The following is a 20,238-nucleotide window of genomic DNA, read 5'->3' as shown; positions in this document are numbered from 1 at the left end:
GGCGCGCGCGTTAGCCCCAAGGCTGCGCGGCGGCAAGCCGCTCGTCAGAGTCGCGTAAAGTCGATGGCCGCGTGGCGGTCGAGCGTCTGCGATGCGTCGGGCAGCGGATATTTGAGGCCGGTGGCGCAATTGAAGAGCAGCGCGGTCTCGCCATCCTTTACCCAGCCCTCGGCGCGCGCCTGCCGCCATGCTGCGAGCGTCGCACCGCCTTCGGGGCAGAGCAGCAGCCCGTCGCTGCGCGCGGCGTCGTCAACGGCTTGCTGGATCGCAGCGTCGCTGACCGCCATTGCGCGGCCGTTCGATTCGCGCACCGCGTCGAGGATCAGGAAATCGCCCACCGCCTGTGGGACGCGGATGCCCGCGGCGATCGTCGCGGCGTCTTCCCAGCGCGCCGCGTGACGCTCGCCGGCTTCCCATGCACGCACCATCGGCGCGCAGCCCTCGGCCTGCACCGCGACCATGCGCGGCAACTTGCAGGCGATCCAGCCGATCGCCTGCAATTCGGCAAAGGCTTTCCACATGCCGATCAAGCCGGTGCCGCCGCCGGTCGGATAGAAAATGACGTCGGGCAGTTCCCAGCCGAACTGTTCGGCGAGTTCCAGGCCCATCGTCTTCTTGCCTTCGATGCGGTATGGCTCTTTCAGCGTGGAAAGATCGAACCAACCGTTCGCCGCAGCACCTTCGCGCACCAGCTTGCCGCAATCGTCGATCAGCCCGTTGACGCGATAGACGCGCGCACCCTGCGCCGCGATTTCGCGGACATTGATTTCGGGCGTGTCGTCGGGGCAGAAGATTATCGCTTCGATCCCTGCCTGCGTCGCGTAGGCCGCAGCGGCCGCGCCGGCATTGCCGTTGGTCGGCATCGCGATGCTCGTGACGCCCAGCTCCTTTGCCATGCTGATCGCCATCACCAGCCCGCGCGCCTTGAATGATCCGGTGGGCAGGCGCCCCTCGTCCTTGACGAGCAGCGTCCCGGCGCTCGCGCCCGCCGCCCCAGCGACCTTGTCGAGCGCGATGACTGGTGTGTCGGCTTCGCCAAGGCTGATGATGTTTTCAGCGCGACGCACGGGCAGCACCTCGCGCCAGCGCCACAGGTCGCGTGGGCGCGCCGCCATTTCTGCCCTGTCGATCGCCGCCGCAACGCCGGCAAGGTCATAGCGGACGAGCAGCGGCCGCCCGGCGTTCGAGAGACCGTGCAGGGCATCGGCCTCATACCGCTCGCCGGTCAGACCGCACTCCAGATGCGAGACGAAGGTCGGCCGCTCGGCCGTCAGGTTGACGTTGAGCGGCAGCGACCGGCTCAATTTGCGAGCGCCGCCTTCAGCTTGTCGACCAGGTCGGTGCGTTCCCAGGGGAAGCTGTCGCCTTCGGCAGTGCGGCCGAAATGGCCATATGCCGCGGTCTGCTTGTAGATCGGCTTGTTGAGGCCAAGATGAGTGCGGATGCCCTTGGGCGTCAGGCGGACGAGCTGCGGGATGACCGCCTCGATCTTGCCTTCGTCAACCGTCCCCGTGCCGTGCAGGTCGACATAGATCGACAGCGGCTCGGCAACGCCGATCGCATAGCTCAACTGGATCGTGCAGCGGCGCGCGAGGCCCGCGGCGACGATGTTCTTGGCCAGATAGCGCGTGATATATGCAGCCGAACGGTCGACCTTGGTCGGGTCCTTGCCGCTGAAGGCACCGCCGCCGTGCGGGCTGGCGCCGCCATAGGTGTCGACGATGATCTTGCGGCCGGTCACGCCGGCATCGCCATCGGGGCCGCCGATCTCGAAACGTCCCGTCGGATTGATGTGGTAGACCGTATTTGCGGTGAGCAATTCGGCGGGCAGGACGTCGGCGATCACCCCGAGCACATATTTGCGAAGCTCGGTATATTTGGCTTCGTCGCCTTCGCCGTTGTGGAAATAATAATCCGGCGCATGCTGGGTCGAAACGACGATTGCGGTCGCCTCAACCGGGCGCTCGTTGGCATAGCGCAGCGTAACCTGGCTCTTGGTGTCGGGTTCGAGGAAGGGGGCGGTGCCCGCTTTGCGGTCGGCGGCCATGCGCTCGAGAATCTTGTGGCTGTAATCGAGCGTCGCGGGCATCAGGTCGGGGGTTTCGTCCGACGCATAACCGAACATGATGCCCTGGTCGCCGGCGCCTTCGTCCTTGTCGCCGCTTTCATCGACGCCCTGCGCGATATGCGCCGACTGGCCGTGGAGGTTGTTTTCGAAACGGAAGGTCTTCCAGTGGAAACCGTCCTGCTCGTAACCGATTTCGCGCACCGTATTGCGCACGGTGGCTTCGATTTCCTCGAGCGCGCCCGGCGCCCACTCGTCATTCTCGAACACGCCCTTGCAGCGGATTTCACCGGCGAGGACGACGAGTTGGGTGGTGGTCAGCGTCTCGCACGCGATTCGGGCTTCGGGATCCTTCGACAGGAACAGGTCGACGATCGAATCGCTGATCTGGTCGGCCACCTTGTCGGGATGTCCTTCGGACACGCTTTCGGAGGTGAAGAGGAAGCTGTTGCGCATGGAGAGCCTTCTGTGAACGGATATAAAGGAAGCTTTATGTGATGGTGCTGTTAGCGTCCGCGTCGGCGAAAGGCAATGGCCAGCGCGAGCAGCAGCAACGCAAATCCGACCGGCAGCACGTTCCCGTGGCGTGCAAAGAGCGTCGGCGCATGGGCCTTTGGTATGAATGTGTCGATGCGCCCGGCCGTATGCATCGGCAGCGATTCGACGATGCGGCCGCTGGCATCGATCACCGCGCTGATCCCCGTCGGCGTCGCACGCACGACCGGCAGTCCCTCTTCGATCGCACGGAGCCGCGCTTGCGCCAGATGCTGCGGCGGGCCCCAGCCGCCGAACCAGGCGTCATTCGAGGGGTTGAAGATGAAATCGGGGCGGTGCGCACGGTCGACGACCTGGCCCGAGAAGATGATCTCGTAGCAGATTTGCAGCCCTGCGCGGCCAAAGGCGCCGAGGTCAAGCGTATGCGGGCCGGGGCCTGGCCAGAAATCGATATCACCGGGGGCAAGGCGCGACAGTCCGATCGCCGACAGCACCGGCCGCATCGGCAGATATTCGCCATAGGGGACAAGATGGGCCTTGTCGTAACGCGCGCCGAGCGTCCCGTCCGCGTGAACGGTCATTACGGCGTTGCGCGCACCGACGACATCGCCGTCACGATCTAGTTCGAGCTTCAGCGCGCCGAGCAGCATGACGTCTTGCGGGTTCATCAACGCGACAAGCCGCGCGCGCGCCGCGGCAGGCGAGCGATCATAATAGGCCGCCGGATAACCCCATTCGAGATAGTCGGGCACCGCTGCCTCGGGCCACAGGATCAGGCGCGGCGTGTCGTTCTTTGGAGTGGTCAGTCGCGCCAGCTTGGCGAAATTGCCGTCGGCCTTGCTGCCTTCCCACTTGTCCGCCTGCCCGACATTGGGCTGGACGACGGTGATGGGGATGCGCTGCATTCCCTTGGAACGGACAGCAGCGTCGGCGGCGCTGCCTGTCTGCGCCAGAAACGCCGCGCCCCAGAATAGCGCGAGACTTCCGAGCAGAGTCGCGGCTGCGACGCGGCGATGAAACCATGCCAATATCAGGACGGCCGCGAGCAGGATGATGATTCCGCTCATGCCATAGGTGCCGATCCAGCGAGCGGGCGCCGCGACATGCGGGACGGCCATCACGCCGAGGGGGTTCCATGCGAATCCCGTGAAGACCCAACTGCGGAGCCATTCGGTAAGTGTCCAAAGGCTTGCGAAAGCCAGAAGGTAGGAGGGCGCCGCGAAATGCGTATCGGCTTTGGGCTTGATTGCCCAGGCGCCCCATGCCGCGACAGCTGGATAGACGGCTAGATACAGTGCCAGCAGCACGACGGCGATCCACCCGAGCCATGCGGGCATCGCCGCCTGATAGGTGAAGGCGGTGGCGATCCAGTTCAGCCCGACGACGAAATGGCCGACGCCGAATGCCCAGCCGAGCCCGAACGCCCGCGAACCCTTTGGACTGCGCGCAACCAGTGCCATCCAACCCGCGAGTGCGAGCAGCGTCAACGGCCAGAAATCCAGCGGCGCAAACCCCGTTGCCGAAACGGCACCGAGCAGGAGGGCGACAAGCTTGGGCCAGCGGTCGGCGAAAGCGGCGATGCGGGAGGAGGTCGCGGTCACGCGCGCTCTATTAGCCGGGCGTCGCCAAGCTAACTAGAGCATATATTTCATGTTGATCGACTGGCGCATGTCCCCCGTCACCGCAAAGCTCGCCGATTTAAAGCTCGGCGGACCGACGGTGATCGTCGGGTTGCGCGAAAAGCCGAAGCCTTCCTTGGGCAGGAAGATCGCTGTGTCCATCTTGTTGTTGCTGTTCTCGTCATGGACGACCGCGATTGCATAGGTTCCGGTCGCGGGGGCATGGATCAGGAAATCGCCAGCGTCAGCCGCCTTCACGGCCATGCGCACCGATGACTTGTCCTTGCTGCAATCGGGAAACGCCTTGGGATTTGTGGTCAGGCAGACAAGGACCTGCCCCTTCGTGCTGCGCAACCCGGTGACGCTGACCTCAACCGTTGGCGGCGGGGCGCTCGCGGCGGCGGTCAGCAGCGTCAAAGCGGCCAAGCCCAAGATCCGTGCCGCAAGCCTTGTCCCAGAAGCGGAAATAGAGCCCATAATTCCCTCGGTAAGCGGCATGATGCTGCTCATGATGCGTTGCGGTTATCAGCCATCGCCCCGCGGGTCCATGGACGAGCGCGCGCGGGAACATTTCCCACCCCATATGATTGCCGACACCCATGATTGTCATGATCGCCAGGACCAGCCCGAGCATTGCAACATGGATCGGGATCAGAAAAACGAGTGCGGGGATGACGAGCGCGCCTGTAATCGCCTCCAGCGGATGAAAACTCATCGCGGCCCAGGCGGTCGGCGGTCGGCTGTGGTGATGGACGCTGTGCGCGATGCGGAACAGCCGCGGCCGATGCATCCAGCGGTGCGTCCAGTAAAACCATGTGTCGTGGATCAGCAGATAGGCAACGAGGCTAAGCGGCAGATACCAAAGCGGAAAGGCACCGACTTCGGTATAGATGCGCGTCCAGCCATGCGCCTGCCACCCCCATGCAACGATACCTGCGGGAATCCCGTAAATCGCAGTGCTCAAAAGGCTCCAGCTGATCTCGCGGCGCATCTGCGGTTCCAGCCCGCGATAGAGGCCGGGATGCTTCAGTCGCGTTGCAAAGGCGAAAGCGCCACTGGTGAGGAGATAGCGCACACCGACGATCGCGGTCATCGCCAGTGCGGAGAAAAGGATCGGCCAGCCGGTCATCGCGCAAGGCTAGCCGCTCCCCGCCGCGTTGCAATGGCTTTGCGCCCGCGCACTTGCGTGGCTAAGGCAGGGAAATGGTGGGGCAGAGCAACGATAAATGCGACATCGCGATCGTCGGCGGCGGGCTTGCCGGCGGGCTCGCGGCGCTCGCGCTCGCCGCAAAGCGGCCCGACCTCGATATAAGGCTGGTCGAACCGGGGCCGATTGGCGGCAATCATGTCTGGTCCTTTTTCGACAGCGATATCGCAAAGCGGGACCGATGGCTGGTCGCGCCGCTCGTCCGCCATCACTGGTCGCGCTACGATGTCCGCTTCCCGTCGCACGCCCGTACGCTGGCCATGGGATACAAGAGCATTACCGGCGAAGCGCTTGCCGATGCCGTCATGGCGGCTTTGCCCGCGGGGCACATCATCGCCGACAGGGCCAAGCATGTCGCGCCCGACCATTTGCTGCTGTCGCGCGGTGGGCGACTGTCGGCGAAGCATGTCATCGACGCGCGCGGCGTGACGAAATTTCCGACACTGACAAGCGGCTGGCAGAAATTCGTCGGGCAGGCGCTGACGGTGAAGGGGGGGCACGGCGTCGAGCATCCGGTGGTGATGGACGCGACCGTCGAGCAGTTGGACGGCTATCGCTTCGTTTATCTGCTTCCCTTCGATACCGAGACGGTTTTCGTCGAGGACACCTATTACAGCGACGACGCTGACCTTGACCCTGTCCTCGTTCGCGAGCGGATCGCGGCCTATGCGGCGTTGCAGGGCTGGGAGGTGGCCGCGACGACGCGCGAGGAAAGCGGCGTACTACCCGTCGTGATCGCCGGCGATTTCGATCGACTATGGCCCACCTCCGACCGCACCGCGCGCATCGGCGTGCGCGCGGGCACCTTCCATGCGACTACCGGCTATTCGCTTCCCGATGCCGTGCGCACCGCATCGTTGTTGCCCGGCCTCGTCGATCGCGCGGACCTTCCCGTCATCCTTCGCGACCGCGCCGCGAGGTCCTGGCGCCGCCAGCGCTTCTATCGCATGCTTGGCGCAATGCTCTTCCGCGCTTCGGAGCCCGCCACGCGCTACCGCATCTTCGAGCGTTTCTACCGTCTGTCGCCGGGGTTGATCGCGCGCTTCTATGCGGGGCGATCGACAACCGCAAACAAGCTACGCATCCTGTCGGGCAAACCTCCAGTGCCGATCGGCCGCGCGATTTCCGCCCTGGCGAAGCGCGACTGGAAATGAGCCGCCGCGCGATTGTTGTCGGCGCAGGATTCGGCGGGCTCGCCCTCGCAATCCGGCTGCAATCGGCGGGCGTGGACACGACGGTCGTCGAGGCCCGCGACAAGCCGGGCGGACGCGCTTACCATTGGGTCCGTGACGGCTTTACTTTCGACGCTGGTCCGACAGTGATCACCGATCCGCCATGTCTTCAGGAACTCTGGGCGCTGAGCGGGCAGGATATGGCCGCCGACGTCACCCTCGTCCCCGTCATGCCTTTCTACCGGCTCAACTGGCCTGACGGGACAACCTTCGACTATTCGAACGACGAGGCCGCGCTGCGCGCCGAAATCGCGAAGCTCCATCCAGCCGATGTTGCCGGCTACGATCGTTTTCTCGAATATTCGAAGGGCGTGTACGAGCAGGGCTATGTGAAGCTCGGCGCGGTCGCCTTCCTCGACTTTGCTTCGATGATCAAAGCCGCACCCGCGCTGATGAAATATCAGGCGTGGCGCAGTGTCTATGGCGTCGTGTCCTCCTATGTGCGGGACGAAAGGCTGCGGCAGGCGCTGTCGTTCCACACGCTGCTGGTGGGCGGCAATCCGATGACGACCAGTGCGATCTATGCGCTGATCCACACAATCGAGAAGGACGGCGGCGTCTGGTTCGCGCGCGGCGGTACCAATACGCTGGTCGGCGGCATGGTGCGGCTGTTCGAGCGGCTGGGGGGTGTCTTGCGCCTCGGCGATCCGGTGGCGAGGATCGAGACTACGGGCGGGCGCGTCACCGGCGTGACGACGCAAAGCGGCTGGCGCGCCGATTCCGATATGATCGCTTGCAACGGCGATCTCATGCACAGTTACAGGGATCTGCTCGACCACCCGCGCGGGCTGAAGGTTGCGAAAAGCCTCGCGCGCAAACGCTGGTCGCCCTCACTCTTCGTTGTCCATTTCGGCGTGAAGGGCGATTATCCCGATATCGCTCACCACAGCATCCTGTTCGGCCCGCGCTACAAGGGATTGCTGGACGATATCTATGGCGGCGTCGTGCCCGACGACTTCTCGCTCTACCTTCACCATCCCAGCATCACCGATCCGGGCATGGCGCCTGCGGGACATTCGACCTTCTACGCGCTCGCTCCGGTCGCGCATCTGGGGAAGGCAAAGGCCGACTGGGACGGCGAATATGGTGAGCGCTTTGCCGACGCGATCCTTGAAGAGGTCGAACGCCGTGTTGCGCCCGGCCTTCGCGCAAACCTCGTCACGCGCTTCCATTACACCCCGGCCGATTTCGGCCGCGACCTGTCGGCGCATCTCGGCAGCGCCTTCAGCCTTGAGCCGCTGCTGCGGCAAAGCGCATATTTCCGCGCGCACAACCGCGATGACACGATTTCCAATCTTTACTTCGTCGGCGCGGGGACGCATCCGGGCGCGGGAATCCCCGGCGTCGTCGGCAGTGCCAAGGCGACCGCCAATCTGATGTTGGAAGAATCATGAAACGTCTTGCCGTCTATTGCGGGTCCGCGACCCCCGAAGATCCGATCTATATCGAAACCGCGCGCCATGTCGGTCGCACGCTGGCGCAGCGCGGGATCGGCGTCGTCTATGGCGGCGGCCGCCTTGGGTTGATGGGCGCGGTGGCCGACAGCGCGCTCGAGGCTGGCGGTGAGGTGATCGGGATCATCCCCGATGCGCTTGTCGGGGCCGAGGTCGCGCATCGCGGCTGCACCGAGCTGCACGTCGTCTCGGGCATGCACGAACGCAAGAAGATGTTCACAGACCTGTCGGACGGTTTTCTTACCATTCCCGGCGGCGTCGGTACGATGGACGAGCTGTGGGAAGCGATCAGCTGGGCGCAGCTTGGCTATCATGCCAAACCCGTCGGGCTGCTCAACGCGGCGGGCTTTTACAATGAACTGATCGCCTTCAACCGCAAGATGGTCGAGGTCGGCTTTATCCGGCCGGCGCACGCCGGGATCATGATCGTCGACGCCGGGCTCGACGAGCTGCTCGACAAAATGGCTTCCTATGAACCGCACAAGACGATTTTTGCGATGAAGGCCGAAAATCTCTGATGATTGCGGAGGGGGCCTATGATGCACATGCCCTCCACGGTTTCGCGCACGACAGCATCGCGCGCGGATCGAAAAGCTTCGCGCTGGCCAGCCAGCTCTTTGACCGACAGACGCGTGAGCGTGTCTGGCTTCTCTACGCCTGGTGCCGCGCCGCCGACGACCTGATCGACGGGCAGGATCATGGGGGCACGATGACGCCCGGGCATGATCCGCTGGCCGCGGTCGCCTATATTCGGGCGCAGACCGACAAGGCGTTCGCGGGCGAGCCGACGGGCGACATGGCGTTCGACGCGCTCGGTTTCCTGCTTACCGAGGTCGCGATCCCGCGTGCGGTCATCGACGATATCGTTGCGGGCTTCGAACTCGATGCAAAGGACTGGCGCCCGCGCAGCGAGCAGGATCTTCTGCGCTACAGCTATCATGTCGCGGGGGCGGTCGGGGTGGCGATGGCGCTTGTGATGGGCATCGACCCCGCCGACGAAACGACGCTCGACCGTGCCTCGGACCTCGGCATCGCGTTCCAGCTCGCCAATATCGCGCGCGACGTGGCGGAGGATGCCGCGGCCGACCGCTGTTACCTGCCGGTCGAATGGATGGTGGAACTCGACATTCCGCCGGGACAGCATATGCACCCCGCCTTTCGCGGGCGTTTGTCGGTGATGGCGAAATGGCTGTCCGAAATGGCCGAGGAATATGAGGCGTCGGCGCGCTGGGGCGCGCGCAAGCTTGGCCCGCGCAGCCGCTGGGCGGTGCTCGCGGCGGCGGGCATCTATGGCGATATCGCCCGCGAAGTGCGTGCGCGTGGCGATCATGCGTGGGACCACCGCGCGGCATCAAGCCTCTTCGCCAAACTCGGCTGGATCGCGCGCGCTGGCTGGTCGGTGGTCCGAAGACCACCGCAGCGGCGGATCAGCCGCGAGGGACTGTGGACGCGGCCCAGACATATGGAGCCGGGCCATGAGGGCGCGGCATGAGCTATCTCGAATGGATCGCGGCGGCGTTCGTGCTCACCAATGTCGCGCTCGTCGCGTTGCGCAGCGTGTGGAACTATCCCTTCGCTCTCGTCGCGGTGACACTCTATGCCTTCGTCTTCTTCGAGGCGAAGCTCTACAGCGACATGCTGCTCCAGGGCTTTTTCTTCGCGCTCAACCTCTATGGCTGGGCGGCGTGGATGCGCGCGCGCGACGATAGCGGCGTGCCGGTGCGCTGGATGGCCGAAGGCGCGCGTTGGGGTTGGGCGCTTGCGACCATCGCCGCCTGGGCTGGCTGGAGCTTCACGATGGATCGCTATACCGACGCGGTCGCGCCATGGATCGACGGGGCGATCGCGATGCTTAGCATCACCGCGCAATGGCTGCTCGCGCGGCGCCGTGTCGAAAGCTGGTTCCTCTGGATCCTCGTCGATCTGATCGCCGTGCCGCTGTTCGCCTGGCGGGGACTTTACGCGACCAGCGCGGTCTATGTGGTGCTGCTCGGCCTGTCGATCGACGGCTTTGTCCAGTGGCGCCGCGCCGCGGCGACGGGCAGGGTGGCGATATGACGCGCCATATTTGCCTCCACGGCGCAGAAAGTACGGGCAAATCGACTCTCGCTCCGCGCCTTGCCCTGCATCTCGGCGGGCTCGTCGTTCCCGAATATGGCCGCACCTATGCCGAGGCGAACGGCACCGATCTCGACGAGGTCGATTTGCTCGCGATCTTCGACGGGCATATTGCGGCCACCCGCGAGGCGCTTGCACAGGCCCCCGACTGGCTGGTGTCGGACACCGACCCGTTGATGACGCAGGCGTGGGCGATCATGCTGCTCGGTCGCCGCCTGCCCGAAATCGACCTTTGGAACGATGTCGCCGACCTCTATCTCGTCCCCGCGATGGATCTGCCTTGGCAGGAGGACGGAACGCGGCTGTTCGGCAGCGAACTCGCGCGCGTACAGTTCATGGAGCTTGCGATCGGCGAACTCGACCGGCGCAAACTCAAATGGACCTGGGTCGAGGGCGAAGGCGACGCGCGGCTCGCGAATGCGTTGGCGGCGATAGCGGCGGCGGGCTTGGCCTGATTGAAATTGGTGTTAGCGCGTGAGGGTCCTTTTAGGGGGCGAGAGCTGTCGTTGCCCTCTTTGGACATCGCCTGGCTGAATCCGGATCGGATCGGCGCAAGGGCCGCGCAATATTTCAAAGTTCAGGGAAGTTCAGCCCTTTGAGCGCCCCGATTTGCAAGTCGCGGCGCGCTGGATGTGCGCGGCACGTCCGATCGTGGTCGTACCCGTAAGCCAGGCAGCCACTGCTTTTTTTGTTCACCGAATGAAAGAGCCGGATGAAGGCTGGCACGGCCGGATAATGTAGGAAAGGCCTATTTGAAGGCGATGTCTGTTTTGGGGTGGTGAGCGGACGTTTGCTACTAGGTTGTACCCCGGCGAAGGCCGGGGCCCAGGGCTTTAGAAAGCCGAGTTATGCGGATTGCCGCCCTGAACCCCGGCCTTCGCCGGGGAACTCATTACCCGCGTTAGTTTCCGGTCGTTTCTTCGCTCTCGTCATCCCGGGCTTGACCCGGGATCCCGCTTTTCTTGCGCATCGACCGGCCACCGCATCAAGCGGGACCCCGGATCAAGTCCGGGGTGACGATATGGAGAGGGCCGCAACCGGTCGCTTTAAGTCATCAGGCCGCGACCAAAGCGTCATGCTCACCGATTGCTGCGACATCGAACGGCGTGGTCTGATAGATTTCGTTGATCCAGTTCGCGAACAATAAATGCGCGTGGCTGCGCCAGCGGTTCTCCGGCGCGCTCGCCGGATCGTCGTCAGGAAAATAGCCCCTTGGTAGCTGGGCCCGGCCGTCGCGGTAAAATTCTGCCGCCAACGTGCCGGTGTCATATTCAAGGTGATTGAACATATGCAGGGTCCGGTGGGCCCGATCGTAGACAAGACCCGCGCCGGCTTCCTCGTTGCCAGCCAGGACCTGCAGCCCGTCCGCCTCCGCCAGTGCGGTCGGGCAAACGTCTGTCCAGCGCGACACGGGAACGTCGAACCGGTCTGAAAAGCCCCGGAGATATGGCGAGGCCGGCGCAAGATTCGCATGCGGGAATATACCGAATGCCTTGCTGGACAGATCGCGTTTCGGAACGCCGTGGAAATGAAAAAGGGCGGCCTGTGCTGCCCAGCAGATCGTGAAGCAACGGTGGACATGCGTCTGTGTCCAGTCGAGAATTGCGCGCAGTTCGGACCAGTATCTGACCTCCTCATAAGGAAGTCGCTCGACCGGCGCCCCGGTGATGATGAAGCCATCGAACTTCTCGGTACGGACATCGCGCCATGGCCGATAAAAAGCCGCCATATGGTCGGCTGACGTATTGCGCGCGACGTGGTCGGTGATCCGCACAAGCGTCAATTCGATCTGGAGCGGCGTCGCTCCGAGCAGGCGAGCAAGCTGCGTTTCGGTGCTGATCTTGTCCGGCATCAGGTTCAGCAGGGCGATCCGCAACGGCCTGACGTCCTGGCGCCCCGCGTCGACTTCGCGCATGACCATGACGCCTTCGGCCTCGAGGATATGTCGAGCGGGGAGTTGATCGGGTATCTTTATCGGCACGAAACGTCGTTCCTTTTTACGGTTCGACGCTGCATGGCTTGATCCGTTTGGTTGCCGGCTCGGCCACATCCTCCTTGCGGAGCGCCACCTTGCCCGGATTGGCAGGTTGGCGTTGGGCGTCGACCCAACTCTTGATGCTGATATTCTCTTACGTCGTCGCGCCGGTCTTCGCAACCGGCCGAAAGTGACTCTTCGATGCTATCGGGCGTGTGCGTCGCGCAATTCGCGCTTCAGTACCTTGCCGATCGGGCTGCGCGGCAGTTCCTCGACTTGCACGATCGCGCTCAGCCGCTGCGTCTTGCCGACCCTGGCGTTGCAGTCGGCGCGTACACTCTCGGCATCGACGCCGGCTTTCAGCACGACGAAGGCGACGGGAGTCTCCCCCCATTCCTCACTCGGCATGCCGACCACTGCCGCCTCGACGACGCGGTCGTCGGCGATCAATATGGCTTCGAGGTCGCTCGGGAAAATGTTGAAACCGCCCGAGATGATCATGTCCTTCGCGCGGTCCATCAGAGTCAGGAAGCCGTCCTCGTCGATGCGGCCGATATCGCCGTGGCGATAGAAGAGATTTCCTTCGGCATCGTACCAGTGCATCGCCTTCGTCGCGTCGGGGCGGTTATTGTATCCGGTCATCATCGCAGGGCTGCGTCCGACGACTTCGCCGACCGATCCCTGCGGCAGTTCGTTGCCGTCCTCGTCGATTACCTTCGCGATATGGCCCGGCGCGGGCTTGCCGACGGTATGGAGCTTGTCGGGGAATTGATGCGCCTCGAGGATGAACGCTGCGCCGCCCTCGGTCATTCCGTAAATTTCGACCAGCCCGCCCGGCCAACGTTGTAGCACATCGGCCTTCAGCGCCGCGGGGAAGGGCGCCGAGGTGCAATATTTGACGACGAAGCTGGACAGGTCGAAGTCGCCGAAATCCTCGAGCGCCATGATGCGGCGATACTGCACCGGCACCAGCATCGTGTTGGTCGCGCGTTCGCGTGCCGCGAGTTCGAGAAAGCCGTGCGCGTCGAATTTCTTCATCAGGACGACCTGTCCGCCCGACCCGACGGTGGGCATGAAGCTTGCCATCGTCGTATTCGAATAGAGCGGGGTCGACAGGATCGTCACCGCATTGGGGCCATAGGCGGGCGCGCCGCGGATGATATGCTGCCAGCGCATCGCATGGCTGTGGACGATGCCTTTGGGTGTCCCGGTGGTGCCCGAGGAATAGATGATGTTGAACCCGTCCCCGGGCAGAATCTCGACCGGCGCCGGCTTTGCGCCCGCCAGCGACAGCCAGGCATCGAGCGGCGTTCCGGCTTCGCTGCCGTCCATCGCGATCAGGTCGCTTGCGGCGATGACATGGCCTTCGAGGCTCGCTTTTGCCGCGCTGTCGAGAAACAGGTGGCGCGCACCGGTGTCGGCGATCATCGCGGCCATCTGTTCGCCCGTCGCGCTGTTGGTGACGAGCCCCGCGACCCCGCCGGCGCGCAGCGTGCCAAGGATAACCGCCATTTGCTCGACGCTATTGAGTCCGGCAATCGCGGTACGGTCGCCCTTGGCGAATCCGTCCTGCTGCAACCGCGCGGCGATTCGGTCGGTCAATTGATCCAGTTCGGACCAGCTCAGCCGCCGCACGGCGTCGGCAGCCGCTACGGCATCGGGACGCTCCGCGGCATGGGTGCGGACAAGGTCGGGCAGGGTAGCGAAGTCGCCTTCGAGCATTTCGATACTGGTCATGCCCATGGACTAGCACAGCCGAAAGGCGGTGCAATGCCGGCGGGCCGATGGGCTTGCGTCGACGATGCGAATTTGACTGATCCTCCGCCCGGATTTGCCGCTTCTTGATCGCAGCCCCTGTCATAAGCTCCAGCTTGCTTGACCAAAAGTTTCAGGTTGCTACTCATCTTCGACATAAAGATACGAACGATTCCCGGAGATGATAGCCGATGCACCCCTCAGTTCATGCGCGTAACAACCCCGACAAGCCCGCAATCATCGTTGCCGAGACGGGAGAGGCGATCAGCTATGGCGAACTCGACGCCGCGTCGAATCGCGCCGCGCACCTCTTTCGCGCGCACGGGTTGAGGCATGAGGATGTCGTCGCCTTCATGCTCGACAACACGCCGCATTATTATGGGCTTACCTGGGGCGCGCAGCGCGCGGGGCTGCGTTATGTCTGCATCTCGTCGCGGCTGACGCAGGACGAGACCGACTATATTCTCGAAAATTCGGGAGCGAAGATTCTCGTCGTCTCGGCGAGCCTCGCCGGCGCGGCGCAGCAGCTCACGACCGGGATCAGGCGTTTCGCGATGGGCGGTGACATCGCGGGCTATGAGAGCTGGGAAAATGCGGTTGCGGCGATGCCCGCGACGCCGGTCGTCGACGAACGGGCCGGGGTCGACATGCTCTATTCGTCGGGCACGACTGGCCGTCCCAAGGGCGTGCGTGTGCCATTGCCCGAGGATCCGGCGATCGATGCGGTCAACAGCCTCGTCATGCTTGCGTCGGCGGTGTTCCAGATCAACGCCGACAGCGTCTATCTGTCGCCCGCGCCGCTTTATCACGCCGCACCGCTGCGCTGGTCGATGACCGTCCATCGCCTGGGCGGTACCGTTGTGCTGATGAAGAAATTCGACCCCGAAGCCGCGCTCGCCCACATCGAAAAATACCGCGTGAATTCGAGCCAGTGGGTCCCGACGCATTTCGTGCGGATGCTTAAACTGCCGGGCGATGTTCGCACGCGCTACGACACTTCTTCGCTCAAAGTCGCGATCCACGCCGCGGCGCCCTGCCCGGTGCCGGTCAAGCAGGCGATGATCGATTGGTGGGGGCCGGTTCTTTTCGAATATTATGCGGGGTCCGAAGGCAATGGCATGACCTTCATCTCCAGCACCGACTGGCTGACGCACAAGGGCAGCGTTGGCCGCCCGATCCTCGGCGCGATCCACATCATGGGCGAGGATAGTGAAACTGAGCTTGGGCCGAACGAAGAAGGCGCAGTGTTTTTTGAAAGCGAAAATGTCTTCGAATATCACGGTGATAGCGAGAAGACGGCATCGAGCCGCAATTCGAAGGGCTGGTCGACCCTCGGCGATGTGGGCAAGGTGGATGAAGAAGGCTTCCTTTACCTCACCGATCGCAAAAGCTTCATGATCATCTCAGGCGGAGTGAACATCTATCCGCAGGAGATCGAGAATCATCTCGTCACGCACCCGAAGGTTGCCGACGTCGCGGTGGTTGGCGGCCCACACGACGAAATGGGCGAGGAAGTGATTGCGGTCATCCAGCCCGCCGACATGGCCGACGCGACCGAAGCGTTTCGCGACGAACTGATCGCTTTTGCGCGCGAGAAACTGTCGGGCGTCAAGATTCCGCGCCGCATCGACTTCCTCGAAGCTCTGCCGCGTCACGACACCGGCAAGCTCTACAAGCGGCTGCTCCGCGACCAATATTGGGAGAAAGCGAAGGCGGAGGCCTGATCCCGTGACCGCGCGCGTCGAATTCTTCTTCGACCTCTCCTCGCCCTGGACCTGCCTCGCGTTCCACAATCTGCCGGGCGTGCTTGAGCGAACCGGCGCGACGGCGATCTATCGACCGATCCTTGTCGGCGGCGTGTTCAACGCGGTGAACCCGGCCGTCTATGCGGCGCGTGAGCAGGCCGACAACCGGCGGCTGACGCACAGTTGGAAGATATTGAAGGACTGGGCGCGGCTGGCGGGCGTGCCCATGAATTTTCCGTCGCAATGGCACCCGGCGAAGAGCATCGCCGCAATGCGTTTCTGCTGCGCGCTCGAGGAAGATCAGGCCGCGCTTGTCCGCTTCGCGCGCGGAGCCTTCGCGAGCTATTTCGACCGGCAGGAAAATCTCGACGACCCTGCGGTTCTCGCCGCCGTCGCGGATGCCGAGGGGCTCGATGGCGCCGCGCTGGCCGCTGCGGCCGGCAGCGATCCGGTGAAGGTCCGGTTGCGCACGAATACCGATGAAGTCATCGCGCGCGGTGGCTATGGTTCGCCCACGATCTTCGTCGACAAGGACGATATGTATTTCGGCAACGACCAGCTCCCGCTCGTCGAGGCCGCATTGAAACGCTGAAAAGGACTTTTCCGTGAAAGACCGTATTTCGATCACCATGCTCGATGGCGGGATCGCCGACGTCCGCCTGATCCGCGCCGACAAGATGAATGCGCTCGACCCCGCGATGTGGGAAGCGCTGGCCGAAGCGATCGATCGGCTCAAAGCAACCGCGGGGCTGCGCGTTGTCGTGTTGTCGGGCGAAGGCCGAGCCTTCTGCGCCGGGCTCGACCTGTCGAGCCTCAGCAATGATCGCGATCCGGGCGCCAGCAGCGCAGGGGGCAGCCTGTCCGACCGCACGCGCGGCATTGCGAACAACGCCCAATATGCCGCGTGGGGCTGGCGCGAAATCCCGGTACCGGTGATCGCGGCGGTTCACGGCGTCGCTTTTGGTGCGGGAAGCCAAATCATGGCCGCCGCCGACATTCGCATCGTTCATCCCGATACGCGCATTGCGATCATGGAAATGCGCTGGGGCCTGGTTCCCGATGTCGCCGGCATGGCGCTTTGGCGCACGCAAGTCGCCGACGATGTGCTGCGCGAGCTGATCTATACCAATCGCGAATTCAACGGGTCGGAAGCGAAGCTGCTCGGTTTCGCCACGCATGTGTCGGACGACCCGCTGGCGAAAGCGATGGAACTGGCCGAAGTGATTGCCGACAAGAACCCGCATGCGATCCGCGGGGCCAAGCGGCTTTGCAACATGCTGGCCGACGCAACCGATGCCGAAATATTGCAGGCCGAAAGCGACGAGCAGGTGAAGGTGATCCGCACCCCGAACCAGATGGAAGCGGTGATGGCCGGGATGCAGAAGCGGAAGCCGAATTTCGCCGACTAAAGCAGCGTCAAAAACCGCGCGGCATTGTCCCAGTCGCGTTTGTGCGCCGCGCGCGCTTTCTGCGCCTCGCTATCGGCGCCCCAGCGGCGTTCCTGATAGAGGTCGTCGAGGCTGACCGCCTCCCACAAGGCGTCCGCGTCGAGCGCGTTTTCGAGCAGCGCGAGTCCGGCGACAAGCGACCCACCGATCGTCACCAGTGGCGTGAGTGCGGTGATCCGCCACGCGTCCTGCGCCAGCACCGCATCTTGCAGGACCGTGATCGTCGCATCAGGCTGGTCGACCGGCAGCACGCCCTGCGTCAGCGTGAATTCAATCGCATAGCGTGCCTCGGCCCAGGCGAGCAGCGGGTTCCACGCCGCGGCCTGTTCGGCCTGCAACGCCGCGTCGCGCGCGTCACGATAGCAGAAGAGATCGCTCTCGGCATAAGCGGCGACCGGTGCCGCGAAGGCCATAAGGTCGGGCGTCGCCAGATCGATCGCGGCGTTGGTCAAGCCCGTCATCGGCATGGCGGCCGGATCGATCGTCTCACTGACGTCGCGCCATTCGGCGGCGACCGCTTCGGCAAGCGCGATACTCGCGACGGCCAGCGGCGCGCGCTGCGGCGTACGCACTGGCCGGCCATCGAGCGCGATGCCCCAGCCGCCGTCGTCCGCGACGACCGCAACCTCTTTCCAGAAGCGCTTCACGGGTTTTTGGGCGACCGCCAGCGGCGCGCGAGGAGCAGCGGCATCACAGCGAAATCGAACGCGCCGACGAGCACGATCGCGACGCCAATCCAGCGGTCGGTCGGCTGCCCCGCGAGCGAAAACCCGCCGCTGATCAGGATAAAACCGATCGCGACAAAGGCGGCGCCCATCAGGCGCATGATCGAAAGGGCAAAGAAGCGTTTCTTTGCGAGTGCGTCGTCAGCTTGGCTCATGCACCCTCCCTATCGCCGCCAAGATGGCGCATCAACTGCGCGAGCGCGCCATGACCGGTCGCCTCCACGCCCTCAATCACGCGCGCGCGTTCGTCGGCGGATTTGTTCTGTGACAGCTTTATCGTCGGGCGCCAGGCGGCGATCCGCATCTCGAATCCGGTGATGGCACCGGTCATCTTGCTGAACAGCGCAGGGTTCATCTTGGCGCGCGTCCATGGCGGGTTTGCTCCGACGCGCGCTTCGTGCTGGGCGGACAATGTATCGAGCAGGGCGACCAGCGCGCTATCGTCGAGCTTGCGCGCCATGCCTTCCATCTCGATCGCGACGTAGTTCCACGTCGGGACCTGATCGGCCTCTGCGTACCAGCTCGCACTAACATAGGCGTCGGGCCCCTGTACGACGGCAAGCGCATTTGCTCCGTCGAGATGCCGCGTCAGCGCATTGCCGCGCGCGAGATGGAATTGCAGCGTCGTCCGGTCGTCGCTGAGCACCACGGGCGTGTGCGCCACGCGCGGGCCGTCGGGCGTGTTCGCGAAGATGGCGGCAAAACCGATCTCGCGCACAAGCAATTCGGCAAGGTCGTCCTGCCGCGGGCGGAAGGCGGAATTCGGATGCATCAGCCGGCTTTGGGCGGGCGCGCCGGATGCTTCTTCGCGCTCGGCTTTTTGCCCACGGGTTTCCCAGGCGCCGGCTTGCCGGGCTTGCCCGGTTTCGCTTTCGCCTTGGGCTTCGGCTTGCCGACGAAATCGGTCGGCTTGCTGTCCGCCGTGCGTCCGCGTCGTTCGCCGCGCCTGGCCTTGCGGATCTGTTTGCTATGCGCCTTGGCAGCGGCTTTTGCCGCCGCCTTCGGTGGCGGTCCCTTGGCGATATCGTCGATCCCGATCTGGCCGAGCAAAAGGTCGAAGCCGAGCGCGTCGAGGCTCGCGGCGAAATGCTCGGGCACATCCGCGCTGATATCGATCGCGCCGCCATCGGGATGGTCGATGCGCAGGCGCCGGCTGTGCAGATGCATCTTGCGGCTGATCGTCCCGGTCAGGAACGCGCCCTTGCCGCCATATTTGCCGTCACCGACGATCGGGTGACCGATTGCTGCCATATGGACGCGAAGCTGGTGCGTGCGCCCGGTGAGTGGCTGCAGCTCGACCCATGCCGCACTGTTTCCCGCGCGTTCGATGACGCGATAGCGCGTCTTTGCGGCGAGGCCGCTGTCGTGGACGTGCATCTTCTCGCCGCCCGATCCCGGCTGCTTGGCGAGCGGCAGGTCGATTTCGCCCTGCTGAATATCGGGGACGCCGACGATCAGTGCCCAATAGGTCTTTTTCGCGCTGCGGTTCGAAAAGCTTTTGGCGAAATAGGCGGCGGCGCGCGGCGTGCGCGCGATCAGCAGCGCGCCGGACGTATCCTTGTCGAGCCGGTGGACGAGTTTGGGCCGCGTCGGACCGTCGAATTTCAGCGCGTCGAGCAAGCCGTCGACATGCTGCTCGGTCTTGGTTCCACCCTGCGTTGCAAGGCCGGGCAGCTTGTTCAGCACGATCGCGCTGTCGTCCCGGTGGATCATCATCCCCGTCGCCAGATCGATATCGGCGTCGGTCAGCGGACGGCCTTTACGCGCCGGACGCGCCTCGGCCTCCACCGGCGGCGTCGGCATGACGAGTTTTTGCCCGGTCGCAATCCGGTCCGACACGTCGGCCTTCTTGCCGTCGAGCGTCAGTTGGCCCGACCGCGCCCATCGCGCGAGCAGCGCGTGTGGCGTGCCCTCGCGGTGGCGCTTGAACCAGCGGTCGAGGCGAATGCCGTCATCCTCCTCGGCGATGGTGGCGCCGTCAAACTTTCCCTTGGGTTCGCTCATGCCGGTACCTGCCGCACGATGAAGAGGCCGAGACCGCAGGCGCAGATCGCGCCGATTACCGACGCGAGGACATAGGCGGCCGCCTGAGCATTTTGACCGCGTTCGAAAAGCATCCAGAATTCCATGCTGAAGGAGGAGAATGTGGTGAAGCCGCCGAGAATTCCGACCCCAACGAACAGACGCGCGGTTTCGCCGCCATCGCTGCTACGCGCGAGCGCGCCGACGAGCAGGCCCATAAGGAGGCTGCCGGCGATATTGATGGACAACGTCCACCACGGGAAGCCGGGGCCGAGCCGCGCGAGCATCGCCTGCCCGACCATATGACGGGCGCCGGCGCCGATCGCGCCGCCGATCATGACGGGAAACAGGCTGTTCATGTGCTCGCCCTAGCCCGAA

Annotated in this window: 21 protein-coding genes and 1 riboswitch; of the genes, 9 read left to right on the top strand and 12 right to left on the bottom strand. The window is 64.1% G+C overall.

From position 1 onward, the window contains the following. Positions 1–44: 44 nt before the first annotated feature. Genes KEC45_RS16735 through KEC45_RS16715 form a run of 5 tightly spaced genes read right to left on the bottom strand, consistent with a single transcriptional unit; the run spans position 45 to position 5,308 of the window. The gene (locus KEC45_RS16735; protein ID WP_152682412.1) at positions 45–1,292 is read right to left on the bottom strand and encodes a threonine synthase; all 1,248 of its coding nucleotides are present in this window, start codon (positions 1,290–1,292) and stop codon (positions 45–47) included. 8 nt (positions 1,293–1,300) lie between these two features. Beyond that, on the bottom strand, positions 1,301–2,521 hold the full coding sequence (gene metK / locus KEC45_RS16730; protein ID WP_062176274.1) for a methionine adenosyltransferase: 1,221 nt from the start codon (positions 2,519–2,521) through the stop codon (positions 1,301–1,303). 50 nt (positions 2,522–2,571) lie between these two features. After that, entirely contained in the window at positions 2,572–4,161 is a 1,590-nt protein-coding gene (gene lnt / locus KEC45_RS16725) for an apolipoprotein N-acyltransferase (RefSeq protein WP_083435607.1), read from the bottom strand. A gap of 33 nt (positions 4,162–4,194) precedes the next feature. Continuing rightward, complete coding sequence (locus KEC45_RS16720; RefSeq protein WP_062176277.1) at positions 4,195–4,605, bottom strand: DUF2141 domain-containing protein; 411 nt, start codon at positions 4,603–4,605, stop codon at positions 4,195–4,197. Continuing rightward, on the bottom strand, positions 4,550–5,308 hold the full coding sequence (locus tag KEC45_RS16715) for a sterol desaturase family protein (RefSeq protein ID WP_062176280.1): 759 nt from the start codon (positions 5,306–5,308) through the stop codon (positions 4,550–4,552). The genes KEC45_RS16720 and KEC45_RS16715 overlap by 56 nt, the downstream gene beginning before the upstream one ends. A 74-nt stretch (positions 5,309–5,382) precedes the next feature. Between KEC45_RS16715 and crtY the strand changes: the two genes are divergently transcribed. From crtY to KEC45_RS16685, 6 genes are read left to right on the top strand one after another with little or no spacing between them, the layout of a single operon-like run. Next, a complete protein-coding gene (gene crtY / locus KEC45_RS16710; RefSeq protein ID WP_062176283.1) occupies positions 5,383–6,540 on the top strand; it encodes a lycopene beta-cyclase CrtY in 1,158 nt (385 codons plus the stop codon). Beyond that, positions 6,537–8,012, top strand: a complete 1,476-nt coding sequence (locus KEC45_RS16705) for a phytoene desaturase (RefSeq protein WP_062176287.1) — start codon at positions 6,537–6,539, stop codon at positions 8,010–8,012. The genes crtY and KEC45_RS16705 overlap by 4 nt, the downstream gene beginning before the upstream one ends. Continuing rightward, positions 8,009–8,590: a TIGR00730 family Rossman fold protein gene (locus KEC45_RS16700; RefSeq protein WP_062176289.1), complete on the top strand. Its 582-nt coding sequence runs from the start codon at positions 8,009–8,011 to the stop codon at positions 8,588–8,590. The genes KEC45_RS16705 and KEC45_RS16700 overlap by 4 nt, the downstream gene beginning before the upstream one ends. Further along, on the top strand, positions 8,590–9,564 hold the full coding sequence (locus tag KEC45_RS16695) for a phytoene/squalene synthase family protein (protein WP_083435609.1): 975 nt from the start codon (positions 8,590–8,592) through the stop codon (positions 9,562–9,564). The genes KEC45_RS16700 and KEC45_RS16695 overlap by 1 nt, the downstream gene beginning before the upstream one ends. After that, complete coding sequence (pnuC, locus tag KEC45_RS16690) at positions 9,561–10,130, top strand: nicotinamide riboside transporter PnuC (protein WP_062176292.1); 570 nt, start codon at positions 9,561–9,563, stop codon at positions 10,128–10,130. The genes KEC45_RS16695 and pnuC overlap by 4 nt, the downstream gene beginning before the upstream one ends. Further along, positions 10,127–10,645: an AAA family ATPase gene (locus tag KEC45_RS16685; protein WP_062183276.1), complete on the top strand. Its 519-nt coding sequence runs from the start codon at positions 10,127–10,129 to the stop codon at positions 10,643–10,645. Before pnuC ends, KEC45_RS16685 begins: the two co-directional genes overlap by 4 nt. Positions 10,646–11,244: 599 nt before the next feature. On the opposite strand, the gene metA is transcribed toward KEC45_RS16685, so the two are convergent. Together metA and KEC45_RS16675 are read right to left on the bottom strand one after the other, a co-directional pair. After that, on the bottom strand, positions 11,245–12,171 hold the full coding sequence (gene metA, locus KEC45_RS16680) for a homoserine O-succinyltransferase (protein WP_252171158.1): 927 nt from the start codon (positions 12,169–12,171) through the stop codon (positions 11,245–11,247). A 37-nt stretch (positions 12,172–12,208) separates the two neighbouring features. After that, a riboswitch (SAM-I-IV-variant riboswitch) is annotated at positions 12,209–12,314 on the bottom strand. Between the two features lie 55 nt (positions 12,315–12,369). Further along, a complete protein-coding gene (locus tag KEC45_RS16675) occupies positions 12,370–13,902 on the bottom strand; it encodes a class I adenylate-forming enzyme family protein (protein ID WP_062183280.1) in 1,533 nt (510 codons plus the stop codon). Between the two features lie 209 nt (positions 13,903–14,111). Between KEC45_RS16675 and KEC45_RS16670 the strand changes: the two genes are divergently transcribed. Genes KEC45_RS16670 through KEC45_RS16660 form a run of 3 tightly spaced genes read left to right on the top strand, consistent with a single transcriptional unit; the run spans position 14,112 to position 17,074 of the window. Next, positions 14,112–15,644: an acyl-CoA synthetase gene (locus KEC45_RS16670; RefSeq protein ID WP_062176297.1), complete on the top strand. Its 1,533-nt coding sequence runs from the start codon at positions 14,112–14,114 to the stop codon at positions 15,642–15,644. Between the two features lie 4 nt (positions 15,645–15,648). Beyond that, complete coding sequence (locus KEC45_RS16665; protein WP_062176300.1) at positions 15,649–16,257, top strand: 2-hydroxychromene-2-carboxylate isomerase; 609 nt, start codon at positions 15,649–15,651, stop codon at positions 16,255–16,257. A gap of 13 nt (positions 16,258–16,270) precedes the next feature. Further along, positions 16,271–17,074 (top strand): crotonase/enoyl-CoA hydratase family protein, encoded by an 804-nt coding sequence (locus KEC45_RS16660; protein WP_062176303.1) that lies wholly within the window; start codon positions 16,271–16,273, stop codon positions 17,072–17,074. Here the strand turns inward: KEC45_RS16660 and KEC45_RS16655 are convergent. From KEC45_RS16655 to crcB, 5 genes are read right to left on the bottom strand one after another with little or no spacing between them, the layout of a single operon-like run. Continuing rightward, positions 17,071–17,760, bottom strand: coding sequence for an ATP12 family chaperone protein (locus KEC45_RS16655; protein ID WP_062176306.1), 690 nt, complete (start codon positions 17,758–17,760; stop codon positions 17,071–17,073). The genes KEC45_RS16660 and KEC45_RS16655 overlap by 4 nt on opposite strands. After that, positions 17,757–17,993, bottom strand: a complete 237-nt coding sequence (locus KEC45_RS16650) for a hypothetical protein (RefSeq protein ID WP_062176310.1) — start codon at positions 17,991–17,993, stop codon at positions 17,757–17,759. Before KEC45_RS16650 ends, KEC45_RS16655 begins: the two co-directional genes overlap by 4 nt. Beyond that, positions 17,990–18,610, bottom strand: a complete 621-nt coding sequence (locus KEC45_RS16645; RefSeq protein ID WP_062176313.1) for an FMN-binding negative transcriptional regulator — start codon at positions 18,608–18,610, stop codon at positions 17,990–17,992. The genes KEC45_RS16650 and KEC45_RS16645 overlap by 4 nt, the downstream gene beginning before the upstream one ends. Continuing rightward, complete coding sequence (locus tag KEC45_RS16640; RefSeq protein WP_062176316.1) at positions 18,610–19,842, bottom strand: RluA family pseudouridine synthase; 1,233 nt, start codon at positions 19,840–19,842, stop codon at positions 18,610–18,612. Before KEC45_RS16640 ends, KEC45_RS16645 begins: the two co-directional genes overlap by 1 nt. Beyond that, the gene (gene crcB, locus KEC45_RS16635) at positions 19,839–20,219 is read right to left on the bottom strand and encodes a fluoride efflux transporter CrcB (protein WP_062176320.1); all 381 of its coding nucleotides are present in this window, start codon (positions 20,217–20,219) and stop codon (positions 19,839–19,841) included. The genes KEC45_RS16640 and crcB overlap by 4 nt, the downstream gene beginning before the upstream one ends. Positions 20,220–20,238 lie beyond the last annotated feature (19 nt).

This window comes from Sphingopyxis sp. USTB-05, from assembly GCF_023822045.1.
GTDB lineage: Bacteria > Pseudomonadota > Alphaproteobacteria > Sphingomonadales > Sphingomonadaceae > Sphingopyxis.
Note: the sequence above shows the minus strand (reverse complement) of the source record. Positions and strands in the feature narration are given on the sequence as shown.

Coding starts and splice junctions, on each gene's coding strand:
- KEC45_RS16700 (WP_062176289.1), top strand. CDS start 8,009: ATGAAACGTCTTGCCGTCTATTGCGGGTCCGCGACCCCCGAAGATCCG.
- KEC45_RS16650 (WP_062176310.1), bottom strand. CDS start 17,993: ATGAGCCAAGCTGACGACGCACTCGCAAAGAAACGCTTCTTTGCCCTT.
- metK (WP_062176274.1), bottom strand. CDS start 2,521: ATGCGCAACAGCTTCCTCTTCACCTCCGAAAGCGTGTCCGAAGGACAT.
- KEC45_RS16715 (WP_062176280.1), bottom strand. CDS start 5,308: ATGACCGGCTGGCCGATCCTTTTCTCCGCACTGGCGATGACCGCGATC.
- KEC45_RS16675 (WP_062183280.1), bottom strand. CDS start 13,902: ATGACCAGTATCGAAATGCTCGAAGGCGACTTCGCTACCCTGCCCGAC.
- KEC45_RS16685 (WP_062183276.1), top strand. CDS start 10,127: ATGACGCGCCATATTTGCCTCCACGGCGCAGAAAGTACGGGCAAATCG.
- KEC45_RS16670 (WP_062176297.1), top strand. CDS start 14,112: ATGCACCCCTCAGTTCATGCGCGTAACAACCCCGACAAGCCCGCAATC.
- crtY (WP_062176283.1), top strand. CDS start 5,383: ATGGTGGGGCAGAGCAACGATAAATGCGACATCGCGATCGTCGGCGGC.
- KEC45_RS16645 (WP_062176313.1), bottom strand. CDS start 18,610: ATGCATCCGAATTCCGCCTTCCGCCCGCGGCAGGACGACCTTGCCGAA.
- KEC45_RS16640 (WP_062176316.1), bottom strand. CDS start 19,842: ATGAGCGAACCCAAGGGAAAGTTTGACGGCGCCACCATCGCCGAGGAG.
- KEC45_RS16705 (WP_062176287.1), top strand. CDS start 6,537: ATGAGCCGCCGCGCGATTGTTGTCGGCGCAGGATTCGGCGGGCTCGCC.
- pnuC (WP_062176292.1), top strand. CDS start 9,561: ATGAGCTATCTCGAATGGATCGCGGCGGCGTTCGTGCTCACCAATGTC.
- KEC45_RS16695 (WP_083435609.1), top strand. CDS start 8,590: ATGATTGCGGAGGGGGCCTATGATGCACATGCCCTCCACGGTTTCGCG.
- crcB (WP_062176320.1), bottom strand. CDS start 20,219: ATGAACAGCCTGTTTCCCGTCATGATCGGCGGCGCGATCGGCGCCGGC.